Annotated in this window: 18 protein-coding genes; 7 read left to right on the forward strand and 11 right to left on the reverse strand. The window is 69.4% G+C overall.

Translation table 11 applies throughout. The features are described 5' to 3' along the window. Window positions 1-4: 4 nt before the first annotated feature. Window positions 5-1,006 (reverse strand): glycosyl hydrolase family 18 protein, encoded by a 1,002-nt coding sequence (locus A4X17_RS00320; RefSeq protein ID WP_064293680.1) that lies wholly within the window; start codon window positions 1,004-1,006, stop codon window positions 5-7. Between the two features lie 93 nt (window positions 1,007-1,099). On the opposite strand from A4X17_RS00320, the gene A4X17_RS00325 reads away from it, so the two are divergent. From A4X17_RS00325 to A4X17_RS00345, 5 genes are all read left to right on the forward strand, one after another. Further along, window positions 1,100-2,029: a WcbI family polysaccharide biosynthesis putative acetyltransferase gene (locus A4X17_RS00325; protein WP_064293681.1), complete on the forward strand. Its 930-nt coding sequence runs from the start codon at window positions 1,100-1,102 to the stop codon at window positions 2,027-2,029. Continuing rightward, window positions 2,026-3,336, forward strand: a complete 1,311-nt coding sequence (locus tag A4X17_RS00330) for a glycosyltransferase family 2 protein (protein WP_157583273.1) — start codon at window positions 2,026-2,028, stop codon at window positions 3,334-3,336. The genes A4X17_RS00325 and A4X17_RS00330 overlap by 4 nt, the downstream gene beginning before the upstream one ends. Window positions 3,337-3,471: 135 nt before the next feature. Further along, entirely contained in the window at window positions 3,472-4,371 is a 900-nt protein-coding gene (locus tag A4X17_RS00335; RefSeq protein WP_064293863.1) for an SDR family oxidoreductase, read from the forward strand. Next, on the forward strand, window positions 4,368-5,756 hold the full coding sequence (locus tag A4X17_RS00340; protein ID WP_064293683.1) for an alpha/beta fold hydrolase: 1,389 nt from the start codon (window positions 4,368-4,370) through the stop codon (window positions 5,754-5,756). The genes A4X17_RS00335 and A4X17_RS00340 overlap by 4 nt, the downstream gene beginning before the upstream one ends. Beyond that, window positions 5,753-7,300 carry a GMC oxidoreductase gene (locus tag A4X17_RS00345; RefSeq protein ID WP_231884246.1) on the forward strand — a complete coding sequence of 516 codons (1,548 nt, stop codon included), beginning with the start codon at window positions 5,753-5,755 and terminating at the stop codon, window positions 7,298-7,300. Before A4X17_RS00340 ends, A4X17_RS00345 begins: the two co-directional genes overlap by 4 nt. Before the next feature lie 45 nt (window positions 7,301-7,345). On the opposite strand, the gene A4X17_RS00350 is transcribed toward A4X17_RS00345, so the two are convergent. From A4X17_RS00350 to A4X17_RS00365, 4 genes are all read right to left on the reverse strand, one after another. Further along, the gene (locus A4X17_RS00350) at window positions 7,346-9,838 is read right to left on the reverse strand and encodes a phosphoketolase (RefSeq protein WP_082915810.1); all 2,493 of its coding nucleotides are present in this window, start codon (window positions 9,836-9,838) and stop codon (window positions 7,346-7,348) included. Next, on the reverse strand, window positions 9,835-10,368 hold the full coding sequence (locus A4X17_RS00355; protein WP_082915811.1) for a pyridoxamine 5'-phosphate oxidase family protein: 534 nt from the start codon (window positions 10,366-10,368) through the stop codon (window positions 9,835-9,837). Before A4X17_RS00355 ends, A4X17_RS00350 begins: the two co-directional genes overlap by 4 nt. Further along, window positions 10,365-11,375 (reverse strand): universal stress protein, encoded by a 1,011-nt coding sequence (locus tag A4X17_RS00360; RefSeq protein ID WP_064293685.1) that lies wholly within the window; start codon window positions 11,373-11,375, stop codon window positions 10,365-10,367. Before A4X17_RS00360 ends, A4X17_RS00355 begins: the two co-directional genes overlap by 4 nt. A gap of 285 nt (window positions 11,376-11,660) precedes the next feature. Then, window positions 11,661-12,083 carry a pyridoxamine 5'-phosphate oxidase family protein gene (locus A4X17_RS00365; RefSeq protein WP_064293686.1) on the reverse strand — a complete coding sequence of 141 codons (423 nt, stop codon included), beginning with the start codon at window positions 12,081-12,083 and terminating at the stop codon, window positions 11,661-11,663. Window positions 12,084-12,306: 223 nt separating this feature from the next. On the opposite strand from A4X17_RS00365, the gene A4X17_RS00370 reads away from it, so the two are divergent. Beyond that, window positions 12,307-12,786 (forward strand): BON domain-containing protein, encoded by a 480-nt coding sequence (locus tag A4X17_RS00370; protein ID WP_197478986.1) that lies wholly within the window; start codon window positions 12,307-12,309, stop codon window positions 12,784-12,786. Here the strand turns inward: A4X17_RS00370 and A4X17_RS00375 are convergent. From A4X17_RS00375 to A4X17_RS00385, 3 genes are all read right to left on the reverse strand, one after another. Beyond that, a complete protein-coding gene (locus A4X17_RS00375) occupies window positions 12,747-13,613 on the reverse strand; it encodes a universal stress protein (protein WP_064293688.1) in 867 nt (288 codons plus the stop codon). The two genes, A4X17_RS00370 and A4X17_RS00375, sit on opposite strands and share 40 nt — an antisense overlap. 112 nt (window positions 13,614-13,725) lie before the next feature. Then, window positions 13,726-14,382 (reverse strand): response regulator transcription factor, encoded by a 657-nt coding sequence (locus tag A4X17_RS00380; RefSeq protein WP_064293689.1) that lies wholly within the window; start codon window positions 14,380-14,382, stop codon window positions 13,726-13,728. Then, window positions 14,372-16,078, reverse strand: a complete 1,707-nt coding sequence (locus A4X17_RS00385; protein ID WP_064293690.1) for a GAF domain-containing sensor histidine kinase — start codon at window positions 16,076-16,078, stop codon at window positions 14,372-14,374. Before A4X17_RS00385 ends, A4X17_RS00380 begins: the two co-directional genes overlap by 11 nt. Before the next feature lie 152 nt (window positions 16,079-16,230). Between A4X17_RS00385 and A4X17_RS00390 the strand changes: the two genes are divergently transcribed. Continuing rightward, the gene (locus tag A4X17_RS00390) at window positions 16,231-17,133 is read left to right on the forward strand and encodes a universal stress protein (RefSeq protein WP_064293691.1); all 903 of its coding nucleotides are present in this window, start codon (window positions 16,231-16,233) and stop codon (window positions 17,131-17,133) included. Window positions 17,134-17,136: 3 nt separating this feature from the next. On the opposite strand, the gene A4X17_RS00395 is transcribed toward A4X17_RS00390, so the two are convergent. The 3 genes from A4X17_RS00395 to A4X17_RS00405 form a co-directional block, all read right to left on the reverse strand. Next, window positions 17,137-17,997, reverse strand: coding sequence for a universal stress protein (locus tag A4X17_RS00395; protein WP_064293692.1), 861 nt, complete (start codon window positions 17,995-17,997; stop codon window positions 17,137-17,139). A gap of 124 nt (window positions 17,998-18,121) precedes the next feature. Next, complete coding sequence (locus A4X17_RS00400) at window positions 18,122-18,988, reverse strand: universal stress protein (RefSeq protein WP_064293693.1); 867 nt, start codon at window positions 18,986-18,988, stop codon at window positions 18,122-18,124. Between the two features lie 132 nt (window positions 18,989-19,120). Beyond that, window positions 19,121-20,923, reverse strand: coding sequence for a heavy metal translocating P-type ATPase (locus tag A4X17_RS00405; RefSeq protein WP_082915834.1), 1,803 nt, complete (start codon window positions 20,921-20,923; stop codon window positions 19,121-19,123). Window positions 20,924-20,945 lie beyond the last annotated feature (22 nt).

Raw genomic sequence — 20,945 nt, forward strand, 5'->3', positions numbered from 1 at the left:
CGACTCAGCTGATCGGATCACCGAGACTCAGCTCCCACACGGCGAGGCCGTGCACACCCTGTCGGGTGGCGTAGGTCTTCCGGAGACCGAGGGTCTTGGCGTCGGACCACCAGATGACCGTGCCGTCCGCGAGTGTCGCCGTCCACTCCTGCTGCGTCGCGTCCCACGTCGCACGATTGCCTGCTTTCGCTCTCGCCTCGGCGACGGTCAGCTGCACGCCGTCGGTCCCGTCACCCGGCCAGGTGTGCGCGTATTCGGCGACACCGAGGTCGATCTTGCTCTTCGGGACACCGGTCGCAATGAATGCCGTCAGCACGCTCTTGACCCAGGGCGTGCCGCCGACGGGGCCCGCATCGGTCCAGGTCGGTCCGTGCTGGTCGTAGGCCATCAACACGAACCGCCCCACGGACGCGTTCAGCGCACTCATGTCGTACCCCTCGTCGGCGTAGCCCGCGGCGGTGTCGGTGGCCATGAGCGCCATCGAGATGGTCGACGCTGACGGCAGTGCGGCGCGCAGTTCGGCGAGGAACTTCGTGAGACCGGCCTTGTGGGAGCTGTTCAGTGACTCGAGGTCGATCTGCACTCCGTCGAACCCGCCCTGCGCGACCTTGGAGACGAGCGAGGTGACGACGGCCTCCCGGTTGACCGTGCTGCTGAGGAGCTTCGTGGCGATGGCCGGGGAGAAGTCGCCGATCGACGCGTCGAAGTTGCCGAACAGCAGCTCGGTCTTGAGACCCTTGCTCTTCGCCGCGGTGACCATACCCGCGGCCTCCGGCGGTGTCGCCGTGACCGCTGCGCCGGTCGAGGTCAGGTTGACGCCGTCGATGCCGACGAGCGAGAGTGCCGAGGCACTCGGGGCGATGTACTTCGCCCCTGACCCGGTCATCAGGTATCCCTCGATGGGGAGGCCCGCTGCGGTGGCGGGGGAGGAGACGAGCAGGGGGACCGCGACGGCGGCGACCCCCATCGCGACCAGGACGTTCCGGATGTTCCGTGGTGTGTGCATGCCTGATTCCTTCTCACACTGCAGGGTGAACGCCTGTCGTCAACCCGATGCGCGAGATCGATGGTAGGCACGACGACGGTATAGCGTCGACGCATGAGCCACACCCTCGAACCGGGCACGACCGCTGCGCCCGCCGGGTCGCCGGTGGAGGCACGCCGCAGGCACTACGCGGAGTTCTACGGCCTCGCACCGTTGCCGACGGAGTTCGGGGTGGTGCTCGGCAACTGCCAGGCTGAATCCCTGCGCACCGTGATGGATGCGCCGGACCGCCGGTTCGTGCGCGTTCCGGCCGTGCACGAGATGACCGCCGAGGACGCGGAGCGGCTGCACGAGGTGGTGGGGGCGGCGCACACCGTGGTGTCGCAACCCGTGCGGGACGACTACCACGGACTGCCGCTCGGCACACGACAGGTCGCCGCCGCCACGAGCGCGAGCGTGCTGACGGTGACTCCGGTGCGGTTCGGGGGGTTGCATCCGTTCCAGGCCGCCGTCCGGGTCCCCGGCGTCGAGGAGAACCCGCCGCTCGTGGCGTACCACGACGTCCGGACGCTCGCGGCCGCCGCAGGCATCCCCGTCGTGCCTGCCCTCCAGCCGGACGCCGTGCGCGCGATCGGCCGAGCCTCCGTCGAGGAACTGCGGCGACGCGAGGCCGCGACCGACGTGCCGGTGTCCGACCTCTTCGACGCGGTCACCGCCGACCACGCGCGCACCGTCAACCACCCGGGAAACGCGATCTGGCTGCCGCTCGGCGCCCGCATCCTCGAGGCCCTGGGGGCCCCTGGTGACGTCACCGACCCCGGACGCCCCCTGCTCAACGCGGTGCGAGCACCCATCGCACCAGAGGTCGTCGACGCCTGGGCCCTGCCGGACGAGCCCCGCGACCACTGGATCATCGAGGGTGTCGAGGTCGACGACGTCGAGGTGCGTGCCGCCCACACCGATTGGTACGCGTCCCACCCCGAGTTCGTCGTCGTCGCCGTCGACCGGCTCGCGGCCCTGCTCTCCGTGTGGCGCAACGCGTGAACGGGAGTGCGCAGCCGTGGGTCGTCGGCAACCGGTGGGACACGCTCGACGACGTCCATCCTGATCCGCTGCCGCGCGTCTCGGTGATCGTCGCGCACTACGACCAGCCCGGTGAGCTGCTCCGGACCCTGCACGCCATCGGCGCGCAGGACTACCCGCGTCACCTCCTGGAGGTGATCGTCGCCGACGACGGTTCCCCTGGTGACGTGTCGGTTCCGGACGACGTGATCCTCGTCCGGCAGGAGGACCAGGGGTTCCGGCTCGCCGCCGTCCGCAATCTGGGCGTGCGGGCGAGCAGCGGCGAGGTGCTGTGCTTCCTCGATGCCGACACGGTCCCCGAGCCGGGATACGTGCGCGCGCTCACGCGGCTGCCCGCCCTGCTGCCCGAGGCGGTCACGGTGGGGCGGCGTCGCCATGCCGACTTCACCGGGGTCGCCCTCGAGGCTCCGGCCGTCGAGGCGGCCGCCGGCCGTGAGCTCGCCGAACCGGCATGGCTCGCCGAGGCGTACGCGCGCAGTCGGGATCTGCGCGACGCGGACGATAGGTCCTATCGGTTCATGATCGGCGCGGTCATCGCCTGCTCGCGGAGCTTGTTCGACGAGGTCGGCGGATTCGACGAGTCGTTCACCTCGTACGGCGGGGAGGACTGGGAGTGGGCGCACCGCATGTGGCAGGCGGGAGCGGTCTTCGCCCATGTCCCGGCCGCGGTGGCTTGGCACGACGGCCCCGAGTGGGCGGAGCGGGACGGCTCAGGCATGGACCGCGCGAACGCCCAGACCATGCGGCTCTTCTCGTCGATCCCCGTGTCGGGGTCCGCGCCGCGGGCGCTGTGGTCGGCCGCGGTCGATCTCGTCGTGCGGCTGCGGGGCGACCACACGGCGGCCGCTCGGTTCGTCGCGGCGGACTCGCTCTTCGCAGCCTTCCCGCAGGCTCGATTGGTCCTCGAGGACGGCGGAGCTGAGGAGCTCGGGGAAGACCCGCGCGTCCTCAGTGGAGCAGCTGGAGTCGACGCCCGCGTGACATGGGAGTTCGACCGCCCGATCGTGATCCTCGACCCGAGGTGGATCGTCGGTCTCGTCGACCGCCTCGGCACCGGAGACGTGGGCACCGTCGAGCTCGTCGACCCGGACGGCGCGTCACTCGGCCGCCTGCGATCCCGGCGGGCCAGGCGGCGTGAGGAACGTTGGGCGACGTCCGCCGCCTTCGAGACCCAGCAGCTCGTCGCTGACGGCGTCCAGCGGCTCCGGCCTGACCCCCGGGTGGCGGCCTGGGTCGGCGGCTGGGGTGGACCCTCGTCGTTCTGCTGACCCGATCGGCGAAGGCTCGCGTTGCGCTCCGTTCGCGCGGCCCGATCGCCGGCCCTCCGTCGGACGCCTGCACCACCTGCCGTGCTGAGTGCAACCCCACCGGTTCCGGCCTGCGTCTCGTTTAGCGTGGTCGTCATGTCTCCGCGCGACCAGTATGAAGTGATCAACCCCGTGACCCAGTACGACCGGGTCGAGCCACCGCTGCAGCATCAGCCGGAGCCCGGCGTGCAGGCCAAGATGACCCCCGTGCCCGACCTCGGCGAAGCGAGCTACCGGGGGAGTGGACGCCTCACCGGTCGCAGGGCGCTCATCACGGGCGGCGACTCCGGTATCGGTGCCGCCACAGCGATCGCGTTCGCCCGCGAGGGCGCGGACGTGGTCATCGCCCACCTGCCGGGTGAGGAGGAGGACGCCGAGCACGTGCTGTCGCTCATCGCCGACGCGGGGCGCCGAGGCAAGGCGATCGTCGCCGACATCTCGCACGCCGACCAGTGCCGTCGGCTCGTGGCGGAGGCCGCGGACTTCCTCGGAGGCCTGGACGTCCTCGTCAACAACGCGGGCAAGCAGATCGCGGTCGACCGGGTAGAGGACCTCAGCGACGAGCAGTTCGAGGAGACCTTCCGGACGAACGTGTTCGCGAACTTCTGGATCACCAAGGCGGCGCTCGAACACCTGGGCGAGGGCGCGAGCATCGTGAACACGGCATCGCTCGAGGCGTACAAACCGTCACCCGACCGGCTCGACTACGCGGCTACGAAGGCCGCGATCAACAACCTCTCCAAGGGGCTCGCGCTGCAGCTCGCCTCCCGGGGGATCCGCGTGAACGTCGTCGCCCCCGGCCCCGTGTGGACCGCGTTGCAGGTCTCCGACGGCGTCTCCGACGAGCAGATGGAGCACTTCGACGACGAGAACACGTATCAGCGTGCCGGGCAGCCGGCTGAGCTCGCGCCGGCGTACGTCTACCTCGCATCGGCCGAATCCGGCTACGTCTCCGGAGCCACGTTGAACGTCAACGGCGGCATGGTGACCCCGTGACGGCGGCTGACTGCACCGTCTTCTTCCTCCCCGGGCTGGGGCTCGACGCCGCCGCGGCCGCGCCGGTGGCTCGGGAGCTCGACGCTCGATTCCGGGTGATCGCCGTCGAGCTGCCCGGCCAGGGCGACACGGCCGACGCGCCGGACGGCTCGGTCGACTCGCAGATCGATGCGGCCCTCGCCGTCATCGCTGAGCGGGCCGACGGCGGACCCTGGATGCTGTGTGCGCACAGCATGGGTGGCAAGGTCGCCGCCGGGATCGCCGCTCGGGTCCGGGATGGCGACGCCCCCGTCTTCGGCCTCCTCGGTGTCGTGCAGCTCGCGCCGTCTCCGCCCACGCCTGAGCCGATGCCGGACGCCAAGCGCCACCAGATGCTCACCTGGGTCGAGAACGGGCCCGTCGCCGAGGCGGACGCGCGGACCTTCGTCGACGACAACGTGGGTGCATCCCTGCCGGCCGAGCTGCAGGCCGCTGCCGTCGCGTCCGTGCAGGCCATGTCGCCCGTCGCGTGGCGCCGCTGGCTGGAGCAGGGCAGCCTGGAGGACATCGCGTCCTCCGTCGGCACCCTCGACCTCCCATGCACCGTGCTCGCCGGGGATCAGGACGAGGCACTCGGAGCCGCGGTGCAACCGGAGCTGCTCTCGGACGTCTATCCCCGCGCTCGATTCGTGTCGCTCGCCGGAGCCGGACATCTGCTCTCCTCCGAACGTCCGGTCGAGGTGGCGCGCGCGATCACCGAGCTGTGGGACGAGATCGTCGCACACAGCGCGATCGTCCCAGCCGAGTGGGGGCTCGTCATCGCGTCCCCGCGGACCACGCCGCGGGTGCGGAGTGCGCTGGCACGACGCGCCCTGCCGGATGACCCCGAGTATCGGCCCCGCGTCCTGAGCGTGGAACAGCTGGACCTGCTCCGTTCCGTCGCCGATCGCCTGGTTCCCCAGGCGACCGAGGGGCGGATCGATCTCGCCGCCCGGGTCGACGCCGACCTCGCAGCAGGTGGTGGCGACGGATGGCGGCCGGTCGGAGGGCTCACGGACGACGAGGCCTACCGCGCCGGATTGGATGATCTCCGAACCGCGTGGCCGGACTCGGCCGATGACCAGGATGCCGTGATCCGTGCCGTGGTCGACGGCCAGGGCGTCCCCGGGGGCGCCATCGACGGAGACGATCTGCGGCGCTGGTTCGAGGACCTGCGCGTGGACGTCACGCGGGAGTGGCTCATCCATCCCGCGTCGCTGGCCCGCGTCGGCTACGACGGGTTCGCGACCGGCGCTGAAGACGTCGACTTCGCCGGCTACCGCGAGTTGGGTGCCGGCACCAGAGACGATTGGGAGCCCTCCGAACTCGGCGTCGCGCCGGCACAGCAGCAGGAGGACGCAGCGTGAACCTGGACACCATGAAGACCTACGACCTCGACGACAGCGTCGACGTCGTGGTGGTCGGTACCGGTGCGGGTGGCGCACCACTGCTCGCGCGACTCGCTGCAGCGGGACTCCGCGTCGTCGCCCTCGAGGCGGGGCCGAATCACGACCCTGCCGAGTCCACCCCGGACGAGGTCGACGCGACGACGATCAACTGGATGTCCAGCCGGTTCAGCGGTGGAGACGCTCCGACGGCGTTCGGCCCGAACAACAGCGGGTTCGGCGTCGGCGGTGGCACCGTGCACTGGGGCGCGTTCACGCCCCGGCCGGACGCCCGTGACCTGCGTCTGCGCAGCGAGACCGGTTTCGGACGCGACTGGCCCGTCGATCACGCGGAGTTCACGCGCTACGTCGAAGAGGTCGAGGCGACCATCGGTGTCTCCGGGCCGACGCCGTATCCGTGGGACCCGTCGCGAACCTACCTGTACGCGCCGCCGAAGCGCAACGCGCCCGCCGACCTCATGGCGAAGGGCGCGGAGTCGCTCGGCATCCGGGCCACCGACGCACCCGCCGCGATCATCACCCGCGACCGCGATCAGCCGCACCACGGCCTGCGACGTGCCACGACGAACGTCGGCTCGATCCACCAGGGCGAGCGCCACGGTGCGAAGGCGACGACGGCCATCACCTACCTGCCGGCTGCGGTCGCGGCGGGGGCGGAGATCCGACCGGACGCCGTCGTGCACACCATCGAGCGGGACGCCCGCGGTCGGGTGACGGGCGTCGTCTATCGTCAGGACGGCGTCGACAAGCGGCAGCGCTGCGAGGTGCTCGTGTTGGCGGGCGGCGGGGTGGAGACCCCTCGGCTCCTGCTGCACAACGACCTCGCGAACGCCAGCGGTCAGGTCGGTCGGAACTTCCTGGCCCACGGGGCGGTGCAGGTGTGGGGACGGTTCGACGAGCAGATCCGCGGCTACCGCGGCTACCCGTCGGCACTCATCACCGAGGACTTCGTCCGTCCCGAAGGTGCTGACTTCGTCGGAGGGTATCTGTTGCAGAGCCTCGGCGTCATGCCGTTCAATTACGCGACGACCCTCGTGCGCGGCGGCGGTCTCTGGGGCACCGAGCTGGTCGACGAGCTCGACGCGTCCCGGTACAACGCCGGCATCGGGATGAACGCCGAGTGTCTGCCCGCCGACGGCAACCGGCTCGAGCTCTCGTCGGAGGAGGACGAATGGGGTCTGCCGCGTGCGACCATCTCGTTCTCGCCCGGTGACAACGAGCAGGCCATCGACCGCCACGCCATCCGCACGATGACGGACATCCTCACGGCAGCCGGTGCGCGGAGCACCAGGGTGCTCGCGCGCACGGCGCACACGCTCGGCACGTGCCGGATGAGCGACGATCCGAGTGACGGCGTGGTCGACGGGGATGGGCGATCGCACGACATCGACAACCTGTGGATCTGTGACAACTCCACGTTCCCGAGCGCGCTCTCCGCGAACCCGGGTCTTGCACAGATGGCGTTGTCGCTGCGCACCGCCGACCGGATGCTGGCGGCGCGCTGAGGAGGGGCACTCGTCGCCGGATCGTCGCACGCGCGTCCTACGGATCTACTCCAGTTCGGCCGATCGCTCGGACCGGTCGGCTCGGGACGAGTGTCGACGCTTCGCGTCCCAGGTCCAGTCGGCGACCGCGGGGATGTCCTCGCCGTGCTCGCGCGTGTACGCCCTAGCTTGCGCACGTGCGTCCTGCATCCGTTGGCGGAGTGCCACCTCGCGCACGGCCAGCCCGGGAACACGATCGAGGACGTCGATGACGAGCTGGTACCGGTCGAGCTGGTTTATCATCACCATGTCGAACGGTGTCGTCGTGGTCCCTTCCTCGATGAAGCCGCGGACGTGCAGGTTGTCGTGGCCGCGACGCCGATAGGTCAGCCGATGGATGAGCCACGGGTACCCGTGGTACGCGAAGATCACGGGTCGATCCGCCGTGAAGAGCGCGTCGTATGCCGTGTCACTGAGGCCATGCGGATGCTCGCCCTCGCTCTGCAGACGCATGAGGTCGACGACGTTCACCACCCTGACACGGAGCCAGGGCAGGTTCTCGTGCAACAGCTGCGCCGCGGCGAGGACCTCGAGTGTCGGTACATCACCCGCGCAGGCGAGCACGACGTCGGGTTCCTCTCCAGGCCGCTCGGTGCCGGCCCACTCGAGGACACCGGCGCCGCGGGTACAGTGCGCGATCGCCGCGTCCATCGTGAGCCAGTCCGGCTGCGGTTGCTTACCCGCGACGACCACGTTCACGTAGTCGACCGACCGCAGGCAATGGTCGTAGGTGGACAACAGCGTGTTCGCATCGAACGGCAGGTAGACCCGGACGACGTCGGCCTTCTTGTTGACGACGTGATCGATGAAGCCGGGGTCCTGATGCGAGGCGCCGTTGTGGTCCTGGCGCCAGACGTGAGAGCTGAGGAGGTAGTTCAGCGATGAGACCGGACGGCGCCACGGAATGGTGCGCGCGGTCTTCAACCACTTCGCGTGCTGGTTGAACATCGAGTCGACGATGTGGATGAACGCCTCGTACGAGTTGATCAACCCGTGGCGTCCGGTGAGGAGGTACCCCTCGAGCCACCCCTCGCACTGGTGCTCGCTGAGCATCTCGACGACGCGCCCCGAACGGGCCAGATGGTTGTCGAGGTCGGCCGACTCGGAGAGGGCGTCCCACTGCTTGTCGGTCACCTCGAAGACGGCCTGAAGACGGTTCGACGCCGTCTCGTCCGGTCCGAAGATCCGGAAGGTGTCGGGGTTCCGCACGATGACGTCGCGGAGCCAGGTGCCGAGCACGGTGGTGGCGGAGGAGCTCGTCCTGCCGGGTTCGGTGACATCGACGCCATATGTGCGGAAGTCGGGGAGCCGGAGCTCGCGCCGGAGTATCCCGCCGTTGGCGACCGGGTTCGCACTCATCCTGCGATCGCCGAGCGGGGCGAGCGCGGTGACCGACGGCACCGGGGCGCCGGACTCGTCGAAGAGCTCCTCGGGCCGGTAGGAGCGCAACCACCCTTCGAGGACCGCGAGGTGCTCCGGCGTGTCGCGAGCGTTCGCCAACGGCACCTGGTGGGAGCGCCAGTTGTCCTCGGCGGCCTTCCCATCGATGACCGGCGGGCAGGTCCAACCCTTTGGTGTCCGGAGGATGATCATCGGCCAGGCCGGTCGTCGCACGGGCGCGCCAGCCGCCGCGTCCGAAGCCGCATCGGCCTTGATCTGCGCGATCTCGTCGAGCACCTCGTCGAGGACGGTGGCGAACCGTCGGTGGACCAACAGCGGGTCCTCGCCGTCGAACCCACCGGACACCAGGTGGGGTGTGTGGCCGTAACCGCGCATCAGCTGTTCGAGTTCCGCCTCCGGGATCCGGGCGAGCACCGTCGGGTTGGCGATCTTGTACCCGTTGAGGTGCAGGATCGGGAGGACGACGCCATCGTGCAGCGGGTCGATGAACTTGTTCGAGTGCCAACTGGTGGCCAACGGGCCGGTCTCGGCTTCGCCGTCACCCACGACTGCGGCGACGAGCAGATCCGGGTTGTCGAAGACCGCACCGTAGGCGTGGGAGAGGGAGTAGCCGAGTTCGCCACCCTCGTGGATGGACCCGGGGGTCTCGGGAGCAACGTGGCTCGGGATCCCGCCTGGGAAGGAGAACTGTCGGAAGAGCCTCCGAATGCCGTCCTCAGTCCGATCGATGTGCCGGTAGACCTCGCTGTAGGTGCCGTCGAGATAGGTGCTCGCGACGACGCCAGGCCCGCCGTGGCCGGGTCCCGCGATGAAGATCGCGTTCAGCTCACGGAGCCGGATGACGCGATTGAGGTGGGCGTAGACGAAGTTGAGCCCCGGTGTGGTGCCCCAATGACCGAGCAGTCTCGGTTTGATGTGCTCCGGACGGAGTGGTTCCCGGAGGAGCGGATTGTCGAGGAGGTAGATCTGCCCGACGGAGAGGTAGTTCGCGGCACGCCACCAGGCGTCGAGTGAGGCGAGCGAGTCGGCCTCGAGAGCGCCCGAACCGTCCGCCTGCCAGGCCCCGACCGCTGTCGTCACTGCTGGGGTATTGGTCATGACAGCCACTCGTCGGTCGCCGGTCTGATGCGCCGGGGGAATCGGCGACCGGTCAGGCGAGCGGGGGTGATGCGGATGAAGTTGCTCTTCACCGTCGGACTCCAGGAGTCGAGACCCAGCACCCCGGACTCGTCGATCTCCGCATCGATGGCGAGACGCCGCGCGCTGCCGTGCGCGATCACGCTCCACCAGCTGTCGGCGTCGTGTCCGTCGACCTCGAACGCGACGCGCGGCCGACTCGTGATGTCCATGAGTTTGGAACCGGGTGCCGACCGGATGTAGATGTGCCGATCGTGCACGAGGAAGTTCACCGGGAGGAGGTCCGGGCCTCCATCGTCGTTGACGACGGCGATGCGGCCGATCTTGGAGGCGACGGCGAGTGCCCAGCAGGCTTCCTCGTCGAGGTGTTCCACCTCGGTCGCTTTCGCGTCGACGGGGTGGACCACGGAGGTGTCGCGCCAGTACGGATTGTCGGACGATGACGCGCGTGTGGCTCCGGGGGTCGACCCGGCCCGAGGGGTCTCGGTCATGACTCGTCCACGCCGACGGGGTCGGCGTCCTGCGCGGTGTCCGTGCTTTCGGCGAGGCGACCGATCCTGGTCTGTCGGTCCGGGACGACCAGGATCGGCGCGGCAGCATGGCGCACGCAGGCCTCCGTGGCCGATCCGAGCATGAGTCCGGCGAACCCGTCCCGTCCGCGTGCACCCATCACCAGGAGGCGTGCATCGCGAGCGGCGTTGATGAGCACCGGGGCCGCTCGACCTTCGATGACCTCCGTGGAGACGTGTGCCGGGAGTTCGGGACCGAACACCTCGGCGGTGCACGTCGTGAGCGCTGTCCGTGCGTCCTCCCGCGGCGACCAGGCCAGTGCCAGCGGGTACCCGCTGAACGAGATCGGTTCGTGCCACGCGAGGACCACCCGCAGCGGGGCCCCCAACCGCTCCGCGAAGTCGGCGGCGAGCCGAAGCGCGTCGAGGGACGCCACCGAGCCGTCGACGCCGACGACGACCGACCGTCGGTCGTCGTCGTCCGTCGTCATCAGCTGATGGTCGTCACCGCGGAGGACGAGGACCGGGCAGGGGGCGTGTCGCGCGATCGCCTCGCTGACCGAACCCAGCATGATCCCGGCGAGACCGCCGTGTTCATGCCCGCCGGTGACGAGCAGCTGCGCGGTGGTGCCGACCTCGGCGAGTACCTGGGCAGGCGTGCCCATCACGAGTTCGGTGGAGAACCAGTCGGGCGTGGCGTCGCCGAAGACCTCGATGGTGATGGCCCTCAGGAGCTCCTGGGCGTCGGCGTCAGGTGCCCAGCCGGCGACGGTCGGATAGCCGGCGTACCCGACATTGGGGAACTGCCATACGAGGACGGCCCGCAGCGGGGCATCGAGGACCGGGGCGAGTCGCGCTGCCGTCCGGAACGCGGCCATGGAGGCCTCGGAACCGTCGACTCCGACGACGACCGGCATCGTCGGAGGTTCGGAGGTGGCCGTCGTCGGGGTCGTCGCCGTTCGGACGGGGGAGTCTGTGCCGCTGTTCATGTCAGGAGTTTCCCGTGTGTCCGTGGGGACGCCCAGAGTCGAAGGTCCTGCCGCCCTGGATGCCGACCGACGGGTAGGGACGACGCTCGGGTGTCCGTCATCCCTACCCCAGCCTGCCCCGGCACCATTCGGTGTCGTCCGAGTGCGGCCCTCAGGAGGATCTCCCACGGGATCGTCTCCTGGGCCTTGTCGGCTGAACGGGTCGAACCCGCGCTGCTGAAGCTACGGGCGAACGCCGACGGGCGGTGGGACCAAGGTCCCGCGGACGATCACGGGTTTCACGCCTCACACCGGCTCAGGTCGTTCGGCGGTCAGGTCGAAGGTGCGACCGTAGACCTGCTCAGGCGTGATGCGCACGAACACCTCGGTGGAGATCGGGATGAGCGTGGTGAGTGCGAGTCGTTCGGCGAGCTCGATGTCGACTCCGCGCTGGAGTTGCGCGGCGGTGCCCTTCACGACGACGCTCCATGCCTCGGCGTCGTCGTAGTGGTCGATCTCGAGGGCGACCTGGTCGTTGATCGTCAGTTCGACGAGCTTGTCGCCAGGGTTCGTGCGGATGATGATCGTGAGCCCGTCGACGACGTAGCTGATCGGGAAGATGTCGGGCCGACCCCCGACGCTCATGGCGAGCCTGCCGATCGAAACACGTGACAGTCGCTCCCAGCAGGCATCCTCGCCGAGCATCGAAACAGGGGTCTGGTCGTTCATGGGAACAGTGTCCCGGGGCATGTGCGGCGAAGGGCAGGGCCGAACGTCCCGCAGGACCTTCGCCCCTGCCCACGATCGCCGGAACGGCTCAGACTGACCGCATGGATCCGACCGTCGAACCGCAGCCTGGCAGCCGCTCCCTGCGGCTCTTCATCATCGATCGTCTGAACGACGCAGTCCGATGAGCGCCTCGCGCAACCGGCCGACCGAGGCCGGAATCGCTGTGCAGGGCGCCGTCCGGACGGCCCTCATCTGGGAATCGGAGATCGACGCCGCCAGCGTCGGAGTCGCCGTCACCGACGGCATCGTGACACTCACTGGGCAGGTCCGTACCCTCAAAGAGATGCTGGCGGTCCGGCGGTCCGTCCTGGCGGTTCCCGGGGTGCACGGTATCGCTGACGAGCTCGTGGTCGGGCCGTGTGAACCGATGACGCTGACCGACACCGTCCTCGCCCATCGGATCGTCGACGTGCTGGGCTGGGCGGACGGCGTCGATGTCGAGACGATCCAGGTCCGTGTGACCGGTGGTGCGGTCGAACTGATCGGGTCGGTCAGCACCCGAGATCATGCCGAGACAGCCGAGACGCTAGTGTCGGCGCTGCGCGGCGTCGAGCGTGTGGAGAACCACCTCGTCGTCACGGATGAGGCGCCCGCCCGCCAGGTTCACGCGAGCAGCAGGTCAATGGCACCCGACGGGTCCTGAGGGGCGCTGGGAACCACGATCGTCGGGGCGTCGATGTAGAGCAGGAGCGTGTGGCTCGTCGAACCGAGCATGAACCGTCGGATCGGTCCGTACCCACGGGTTCCGACCACGATCGCGGACGCCGATGCGGCGAACGCATGTAAGGCGCCGGCCGGGTGCGACTCCGTGAGGTGTTGCTGGACCGACACCTCCGGGAACGCCTCGACGAGACTGGCTGTCGTGCGTGCGAGCGTCTCGGAGTGGGTCTCGCGGATCCAGTCGACGAGCGTCGGGTTGAGCGCGTGCACGCCTGTCGTCGTCGGCCGGTGCCAGGCATGGACGAGGTGCAGCGGCTCCTGCCGGGCGATCGCCTCACGCGCGGCGAACGACAGGGCGGCGTGGTCGGTCGTGCCATCGACACCGACGACCACGCCGTGGCGTCCGGCTTCGGCGAGCTCCGGTATGACCGCGACGGGGCCCGACGATGCTGCCGCGAGCCGTGAGCCGAGTGACCAGCCTGAGCTCCGGGTCGGTGATCCATACTCGTCTGTGCCGAGCGCCACCAGGCGGGTGTCGTCGGAGAAACCGCGGAGCTCCGCGTATCGGTCACCGATGACGACGTCGGCCCGGACGAGCAGCTCGGGATGGAGAACGCGGAGGCGGGACGCCTCGTCCTCGGTCGATGCCACCGCTCGCTCGAGCGATTCACCATCATCCGCAGACGACCGGTCGACGACCTGCACCACGCGGAGGGCGTCCGACGTGGCCGCGGCGCGTGAGGCGGCCCAGGTCGATGCGCGTCGAGCAGCATCGGAACCATCCCAGGCGATGATGGTCTGTTCGATCATGTCGAGACTCCCTGCGTCGTGCGCGGGGCTGCACCCCGGCTGGGATCCGATCGTCGCGTGTGGTCGCGGACGAGCACAGAGGCGAACGTCCCACGGATGGCGGGACCCCGGATCACCCGGGATGGGAGCGCGCGCGGGATTCGGCCTCGTAGGCGGCGGCTTGTGTGCGGCGCTGCATGCCCAGTTTGCTCAAGAGCGAGGAGACGTAGTTCTTCACGGTCTTCTCGGCGATGCCGAGGTGATCGCCGATTTGGCGGTTGGTCAGTCCATCGGCGATCAGTGCGAGGATCTGGCTTTCGCGGAGACCCAGCGTCTCGCGTCGTGGATCGTCGCGGTGCTCCTGAGCAAGCGATGCGGACAGGTTCTTCGCCAGGGTGCTGCTCAGCAGTCGGCGGCCGGCGGCAACACTCCGGATGGCCGAGATGAGGCCGCTACCGCGGATGTCCTTCAGGACGTAGCCCGAAGCACCCGCGAGGACCGCCGCGGTGATCGCGGTGTCGTCGTCGTAGGCGGTCAGCATGATGCAGCGGAGGTCAGCGTGCTCCGACAGGAGGTCGCGACAGAGATCCACGCCGTTCCCGTCGGGGAGCCGGACGTCCAGGAGCGCGATCCGCGGGCGGGTCGCCGCGATGCGCTGCAGCGCGTCCCGCGCCGTCGCCGCTTCCCCGACGACCTCGAGGTCGGGTTCTGCCGACACGAGTTCCGCGACGCCGCGGCGCACGATCTCGTGGTCGTCGACGAGGAACACCCGAATGGGTTCAGCGGCCACGGGTGCCTCCAGAGTTGGCTGTGGCGGACAACGGGATCCACCAACGGACCGTCGTCCCTGCTGCCGACGAGTCGATGACGCAGCCTCCGCGCAACCGCTGCGCGCGCTGTTCGAGGTTCGCGATACCGCTTCGCCGGGCGACGTCGTCCGGCACGAATCCTCGCCCGTCGTCCGAGATCGTCAATCGCAGGGTCTCGTCCTGGTGCGAGAGGTTGACACTGGTCGTCGTCGCGTGAGCGTGCCGTGCCACATTGCTCAGGGCCTCTCGACACACCGCGAGGATCTCATCAGCCTGCGCCGGGGTCGCTGCATGATCGATCGCCCCGGTGAACGTGACCGCGGGGGAGAACCCGAGGGCCCCGCTGTGCTCGTCGGCCAGCGTGATCAGTCGCAACCGCAAGCCGGTGGCTCCGGTCGATCTCCCGGTCAAGGCGAAGACGACGGTCCGGATCTGAGTGATGCTGGCGTCGAGCGACTCGATGGCGTTGTCGAGGATGTCGTTCGTCCGACCCGACGTCGCGGAGGCCAGCGATTGCAGATCCAGACCGGTTGCGAACAGTCGCTGGATGACGTGGTCGTGGAGATCCCGGGCGATCCGCCCTCGGTCCTCCATCACCACCAGACGTTCCTGATTCTCACGAGCGGCGGCGAGCTCGATCGCAACGGCGACCTGCGAACAGAAGTCCGTCGTCATCCGCGCGTCGAACGGCGTGAACGGAGGCCGCTCGGGTGATCGGCCGAGGAGCAGGACCCTCGGCGGTGCCAGTGGCAGTCGTACCGCGAGCATGGGTCCGGTGTAGGGCTCGGCCGAGCGCGAGCGGGTTGCCACGGCGCCTGGCGAATCGGCGATCCGATCGACGCCGCTTGTGAACGCGGCGGCGGCCAGTCGTCGAGCGCGTCCCGGCAGGACGTCGATGATGACGTCATCCTCCGTGTCGCGAGCGGTGACCACGTGGCGGTCCTCGTCGATGATGGACGCCACGTCTGCTCCGGCGAGATCGACACTCATCCGACAGAGGAACGTCTCTGCGGATTCGGCCGAGTCGGTCAGGACCGCGTTGGTGAACTCCATCGATGCCGCCGTCCACGCCTGGCGGCTTCGGCTCTCCTCGTACAAACGGGCGTTCTCGATCGCGACGCCCGCCGTCGAGGCGAGCGAGGTCACCAGTTGCTCGTCCTCGGCTGAAAACGAACCCCCACGCTTGTTCGTCAGGTAGAGGTTGCCGAACACTTCGTCCCGGACCCGCACCGGAACACCGAGGAACGAGCTCATCGGCGGGTGCTCAGCAGGGAAGCCCGACGAGCGTGGATCGTCGGTCAGGGAATCCAGCCGGATCGGTTGCGGGTCTTGGATCACCGCGCCGAGGAGACCGTGGCCCTCCGGGAGATGACCGATCCGTGCTGCGGTCTCGACGGGCATCCCGACATGGATGAACTGCTCGAGGCCGCCATGAGTCGCGATGACCCCCATCGCGCCGTATTCCGCGTCGACGAGCTCGACGGCGGCGTCCACGATCGTGCGCAGCACGCTGCTCAGGTTGAGTTCCTCGGTGATCGCCCGATTGGCGGTGATGAGCGCGTGGAGGCGCCCCTGCGTCTTCAGGACGAGCGCGGCCTGCGTGACCAGCGCAGCGAGCGCGCTGTCGAACTCTGCGTGCGCGGGATCGGGGAATTGCGGCGGAGCGTCGGCGTCCATCCACACCCCCTGGTGCATCGGTCTGCATGCCTGTGCGAGCAGCATAGCCCCGTGCCACCGGGCCATCCAACCGTCGAAGGACCTACGCCCCTACCAGCCGACCCGTAATTCCCCCAGGATACGAAGCGACCCACGACCGAGGGAGCGCAGCCATGAGTGCACACGTGGTGGTCGGGACGAACGGTTCAGCATCCGCAGGACGAGCGGTGCGATGGGCCGCGTCTGCCGCCGAGCGTCTCGGCGCAGTGCTGCTGGTCGTACTGGTGCTCGAGCAGCAGGATTCGCGAGGAGTCCGATCCGTGGGCGGGACCCAGACGCTCATCCGTGCGGAGGCGACGGCGAGGGCGGGTCATCCGGGGCTCAGCGTCGAACGGCGCCTGGCGTACGGCGACGTCGTGACCCAGCTCGCGCGTGCATCCGAAGCGACCGTCCTCCTCGTCCTGGGAACGGATCGAGGCCCGCAGCAGACGAGGACATCGCCGTACGGGGCGCTCGCCGCCCGGTTGGTGACGTCGGCGCCGTGTCCCGTGGCCGTCATCCCAGCTCGTGAACCGGGTCCGGGGGCCGCCATGGTTGTCGGCATCGACGACGACGTGCAGGCGACGTCCGTGCTCACCGTGGCCATCGACGTGGCGGCCTGGTCCGGTTCGTCGCTGGACCTGGTCCATGCATGGAAGCCTGCACCGCCGTTCCAGGCGGACGTCGGGCCCGAGGAGCAGTACCCGCCCCTCGGGGTGTCCGACGCGATGACCGACATCATCACGCGGACGTTCGCGCGGGAGTCGGATCTGCCCGCCGGCGTCGAGCTGCGGGTGGAGCTCGTCGTCGGGGGCGCCGTCGATGCCTTGCGCTCGGCGGCGCAGCACGCATCGTTGCTCGTCATCGGGAGCCATGGCCGGCATGTCCTCGCGTCGCTGGCACTCGGTTCGGTGAGCCGTTCGCTGCTGTCCCTGATGCCGTGCCCACTGCTCATCGTGCCGCGTTCGGCGGGCGACGCACGACTCGTGCCGCGTCCGGGACCGTCCGAGGGTCCATCGGTGGCGTCGACCGTGTGAACCTCAGCGCTCCGGAACGCCGAGGGGGAGGACGAGGGTGGGCGCGGGGATGTCGAGCAGGACCGTGTGGCTGACGGAACCCAGGAACAGTCGGCGGAGCCGGCTCACTCCGTACCTGCCGAGCACCAGGAGCTGAGCCGATCGGGCCACCGCGGTGATGGCCGGCCCCGGTTCGTCCTCGATCAGCTGCTTGGCGATCGTGACCGTCGGGTGGCTCGCCGCGACGTCGGCCACGGTGGCGTCCAGCAAGCGTGCGTGTTCCTGTGCCAGCCACTGCAGCATGTCCCGGTCCAAGACGTCCTCGGACTCCCAGATCGGTGGTGTCCAAGCGTGCAGGACGGTCAGCCCACATCGGGTCCGCTCGGCTTCCTCCGCTGCAATCCGCACCAGCTCCAGTTCGCCGATGGATCCATCGACGGCGACGACGATCTGCTGCACCGAGGTGCGTGGGTCGTCGACGAAGGTGGGCACGATGACGACCGGGCCGACCGCCGTCGCGGCGACCTTCGTCGCGACGGACCAGGCGAACCGGAACGGCGCTTCACCGCTCCGGTTCGTACCGAGCACGACACACGTATCAGCGCTGCTGAGACCGGCGAGCACCTCGACGGGGTCCCCGAGCTCGAATCTGGACGAGATGCTCGTATCGGGATGCGACTCCCGTACCTGTTCGGCCGCGTCCATGAGCCGGATCCTCGCTTCGGCTGCGAGCGAACCGGCGACGAAGTACTCGGCGCTCGACTCGTCCCGGGTCCCGACAGTCACGAGTTCGACGTCCTCGGCACCCCACCAGCGGAGCGCCCAGTCGAGGGCGTTTCGGGCAGCATCCGTGTCGTCCCAGCCGATGATCGCTCGCCTGCTCATGATGGTCCTCCCTCATCGCCGATGGTCTCGAGATGGGGGCCCATCGCGCAGGTGTCATCGTCGTCCTTCCACCACCTTGGCTCCTCGCGCGAGACGACCGTAGAGGCGTTGGTCCTCCTGCGTCTCACCTCGCGGCCTCGTCGTCCGGGGTGGAGACCGGCCGACGAGGAACCACGATGGTCGGGGCGTCGATGGTCAGCAGCAGTTGATGACTGGTCGACCCGAGGAAGAACCTCAGGACCGCGCCGCGGCCTCGGGTTCCGACCACGAGTGCCGTCGCCGAACCGGCGAACGCATGCAGGGCGTCGGCCGGCCAGCCCTCGGACAGGTGCTGCTGCAGCGAGACCTCGGGGAAGTCCCGCTCGATACGCTCCACAGCCTCGGAGAGGGCGGTCGTGTGCGCGTCGCCGAGCCAAGCGATGAACTCCGGATTGAGCCCGCGTGCTCCCGCGGCGGTCGGTTGATGCCAGGCATGCACCACATGGAGTGGTTCCTCACGGGCGATCGCCTCTCGTGCGGCCAGCTCGATCGCAGGCCCGTCCTCCTCTCGGTTCTCGATGCCGAGCACGACACCGTGACGCTCACCCGCTGCCACCTGGGGGATCACCGCGACCGGGCCGGAACACGACGCAGCCAACCGACTGCCCAACGACCAGCCTGAGGTCCGGGACGTCGTGCCGAGTTCGTCCGTGCCGACCACCAGGAGGCGATGCTCGTCGGAGCAGGCTCGAAGGTCTGCGAGTGGTTCACCGACGAGTACCTCGGAGCGGACGTCGAGGACCGGATACCGCTGTCGGATACTGATGGCCTCGTCCTCAGCGGACTCCACCGCGCGGATGAGCGTCACATCGTCGGCACCGGCCGGACCTGGAGCGACGACCTGGATGAGGGTGATGGGTTCGCCGGTCGCGAGGGCGCGATGTGTCGCCCATTCCGCTGCGCGACGCGCTGCGGCGGAACCGTCCCATCCGACGAGGGTGTGTTCGGTCATGATCTGCTCCTTCGAGGGTCGTCCCGGTACGGGCCTCTCATCAGCCTGCGGCCCGGGCGACCCGGACGCAGAGCCGAAGGTCCTGCGCGTCCGCTCGGGTGGACGGCACGGCGGAGGCTGAGGCGATCACGGTCACGCCTCGTCGGAGTGGCGAGGCGGCCGATGGGCCCGAAGGCTGTTGAGGATCGTGATGACGTCGATGACCTCTTGGAGGGTGGCACCGATGATGGCCGGAAGGACGCCCCAGGTGGCGACCAGCATGAGCGCGACGCTCAGCCCGATGCCGATGCCGATGCTCTGACGCGCCACCCGGACGGCGCGTCGGGCGATCCGCATCACGCTCACGACTCGACGCAGGTCGTCGACGAGGATGACGACGTCGGCGGCCTGTGAGGCGGCGGTGGCGCCGCGTGCACCGAGCGCGACGCCGACATCGGCTGCGGCGAGGACCGGTGCGTCGTTGACGCCGTCGCCCACCATGACGACCGGCCGATCGGCGATGCCCGCGATGACGACCACCTTCTCCGCCGGGAGCAGCCCGGCGTGCACCTCGGGGACGCCGACGGCGGCGGCCACGTGCGCGGCGGTGCCCTGCGCGTCGCCGGTCACCATCACGAGGCGCTGCACACCGAGGCCGCGCACCTGCGACACGACGTCCGCCGCTTCGTCGCGGACGCCGTCACGGAGCACGATCCGGCCGATGAGTGCGCCGTCCGCGGTCACGAAGATCGCCATCTCACCCGGCACCAGGGCTGCGAAGTGATCGGGTAGCGCGGTCCCGACCGCAGCCTTGCCGACCTCGATCCGTTCGGTCCCCACGATCGCACTGACGCCGCGCCCGGGCAGCTCCGAGACGTCGTGCGCTCGCGGCAGCCGCGCCGACGGCCCCAGTCGTGCCGCCGCGGCGTCGACGACAGCTTCGGCGAGGACATGCGTGGACCCCAGCTCGACGGCTCCCGCGATGGCGAGGACCTCGTCTTCACCGCGGTTCGCCGCGCACTCAACCCGATCCACGACGGGCGCCCCGCGGGTGAGCGTTCCCGTCTTGTCGAACGCGATCGTCCTCACCCTGGAGAGTTGTTCGAGCGTTCCGCCGCTCTTGACGATGACGCCGTTCCGCGCCGCTCGGCTCATGCCCGCGATGAACGCCACCGGCGCCGCGATCAGCAGCGGACACGGTGTGGCGACCACGAGCACCTCCGCGAATCGCACCGGATCGCCGCTGAGCGCCCAAGCCAGGCCGCCGAGGACGAGGGCGAAGACGGTGAACGGGACGGCGTATCGGTCGGCGAGTCGGACGAAGGGCGCCTTGCTGTCGGCGGCCGATTCGACCAGCTGGACGATCTGGTGGTACTGACTGCCGGCGACCGTCGCGGTTGCGCGGATGGTCGCACCGAGCTGCCCGTTGACCGTCCCACTCAGCAGGGATGCTCCTCGGGTTCGGGTGACCGGAAGGCTCTCGCCGGTGAGCGAGGACTCGTCCACCTCGACGGTCGCGCTGAGCAGTTCGCCGTCCACCGGCACCACCTCACCGGGGTGCACGAGGAGGATGTCACCGATCCCGATGTCGGCGACCTCCACCTCGTCGACCGTGCCGTCATCGCGGAGGCGGTGCGCGAATGACGGCGCCGTCGCCAACAGGGCGGTCAGTTCCCGCCTGGCGCGCGTCGACGCGAAGTCCTCGAGCGCCTGACCGCCGGTCAGCATGAGTGCGACGATCGCCGCGGCCCAGACGTCACCGAGGATGACCGTGCTGGTGATCGCGACGATGGCGAGGACATCGAGTCCCCAGGAGCCCGAGCGGATGCGACGGATCATGCGCGCGAGCTGCACGACCGCGATGAGTGACGCGGTGGCCCCGAGCACGACGGACGAGACCGTCGCCGCGCCGAGGAGGGCGGACGCCCCTCCGACGACGAGCGCCGACAGCGTCATCAGGACCAGGGGGTATCGGCGG

It is taken from the genome of Plantibacter sp. H53, from assembly GCF_001650455.1.
GTDB classification, from domain to species: Bacteria; Actinomycetota; Actinomycetes; order Actinomycetales; family Microbacteriaceae; genus Plantibacter; species Plantibacter flavus_A.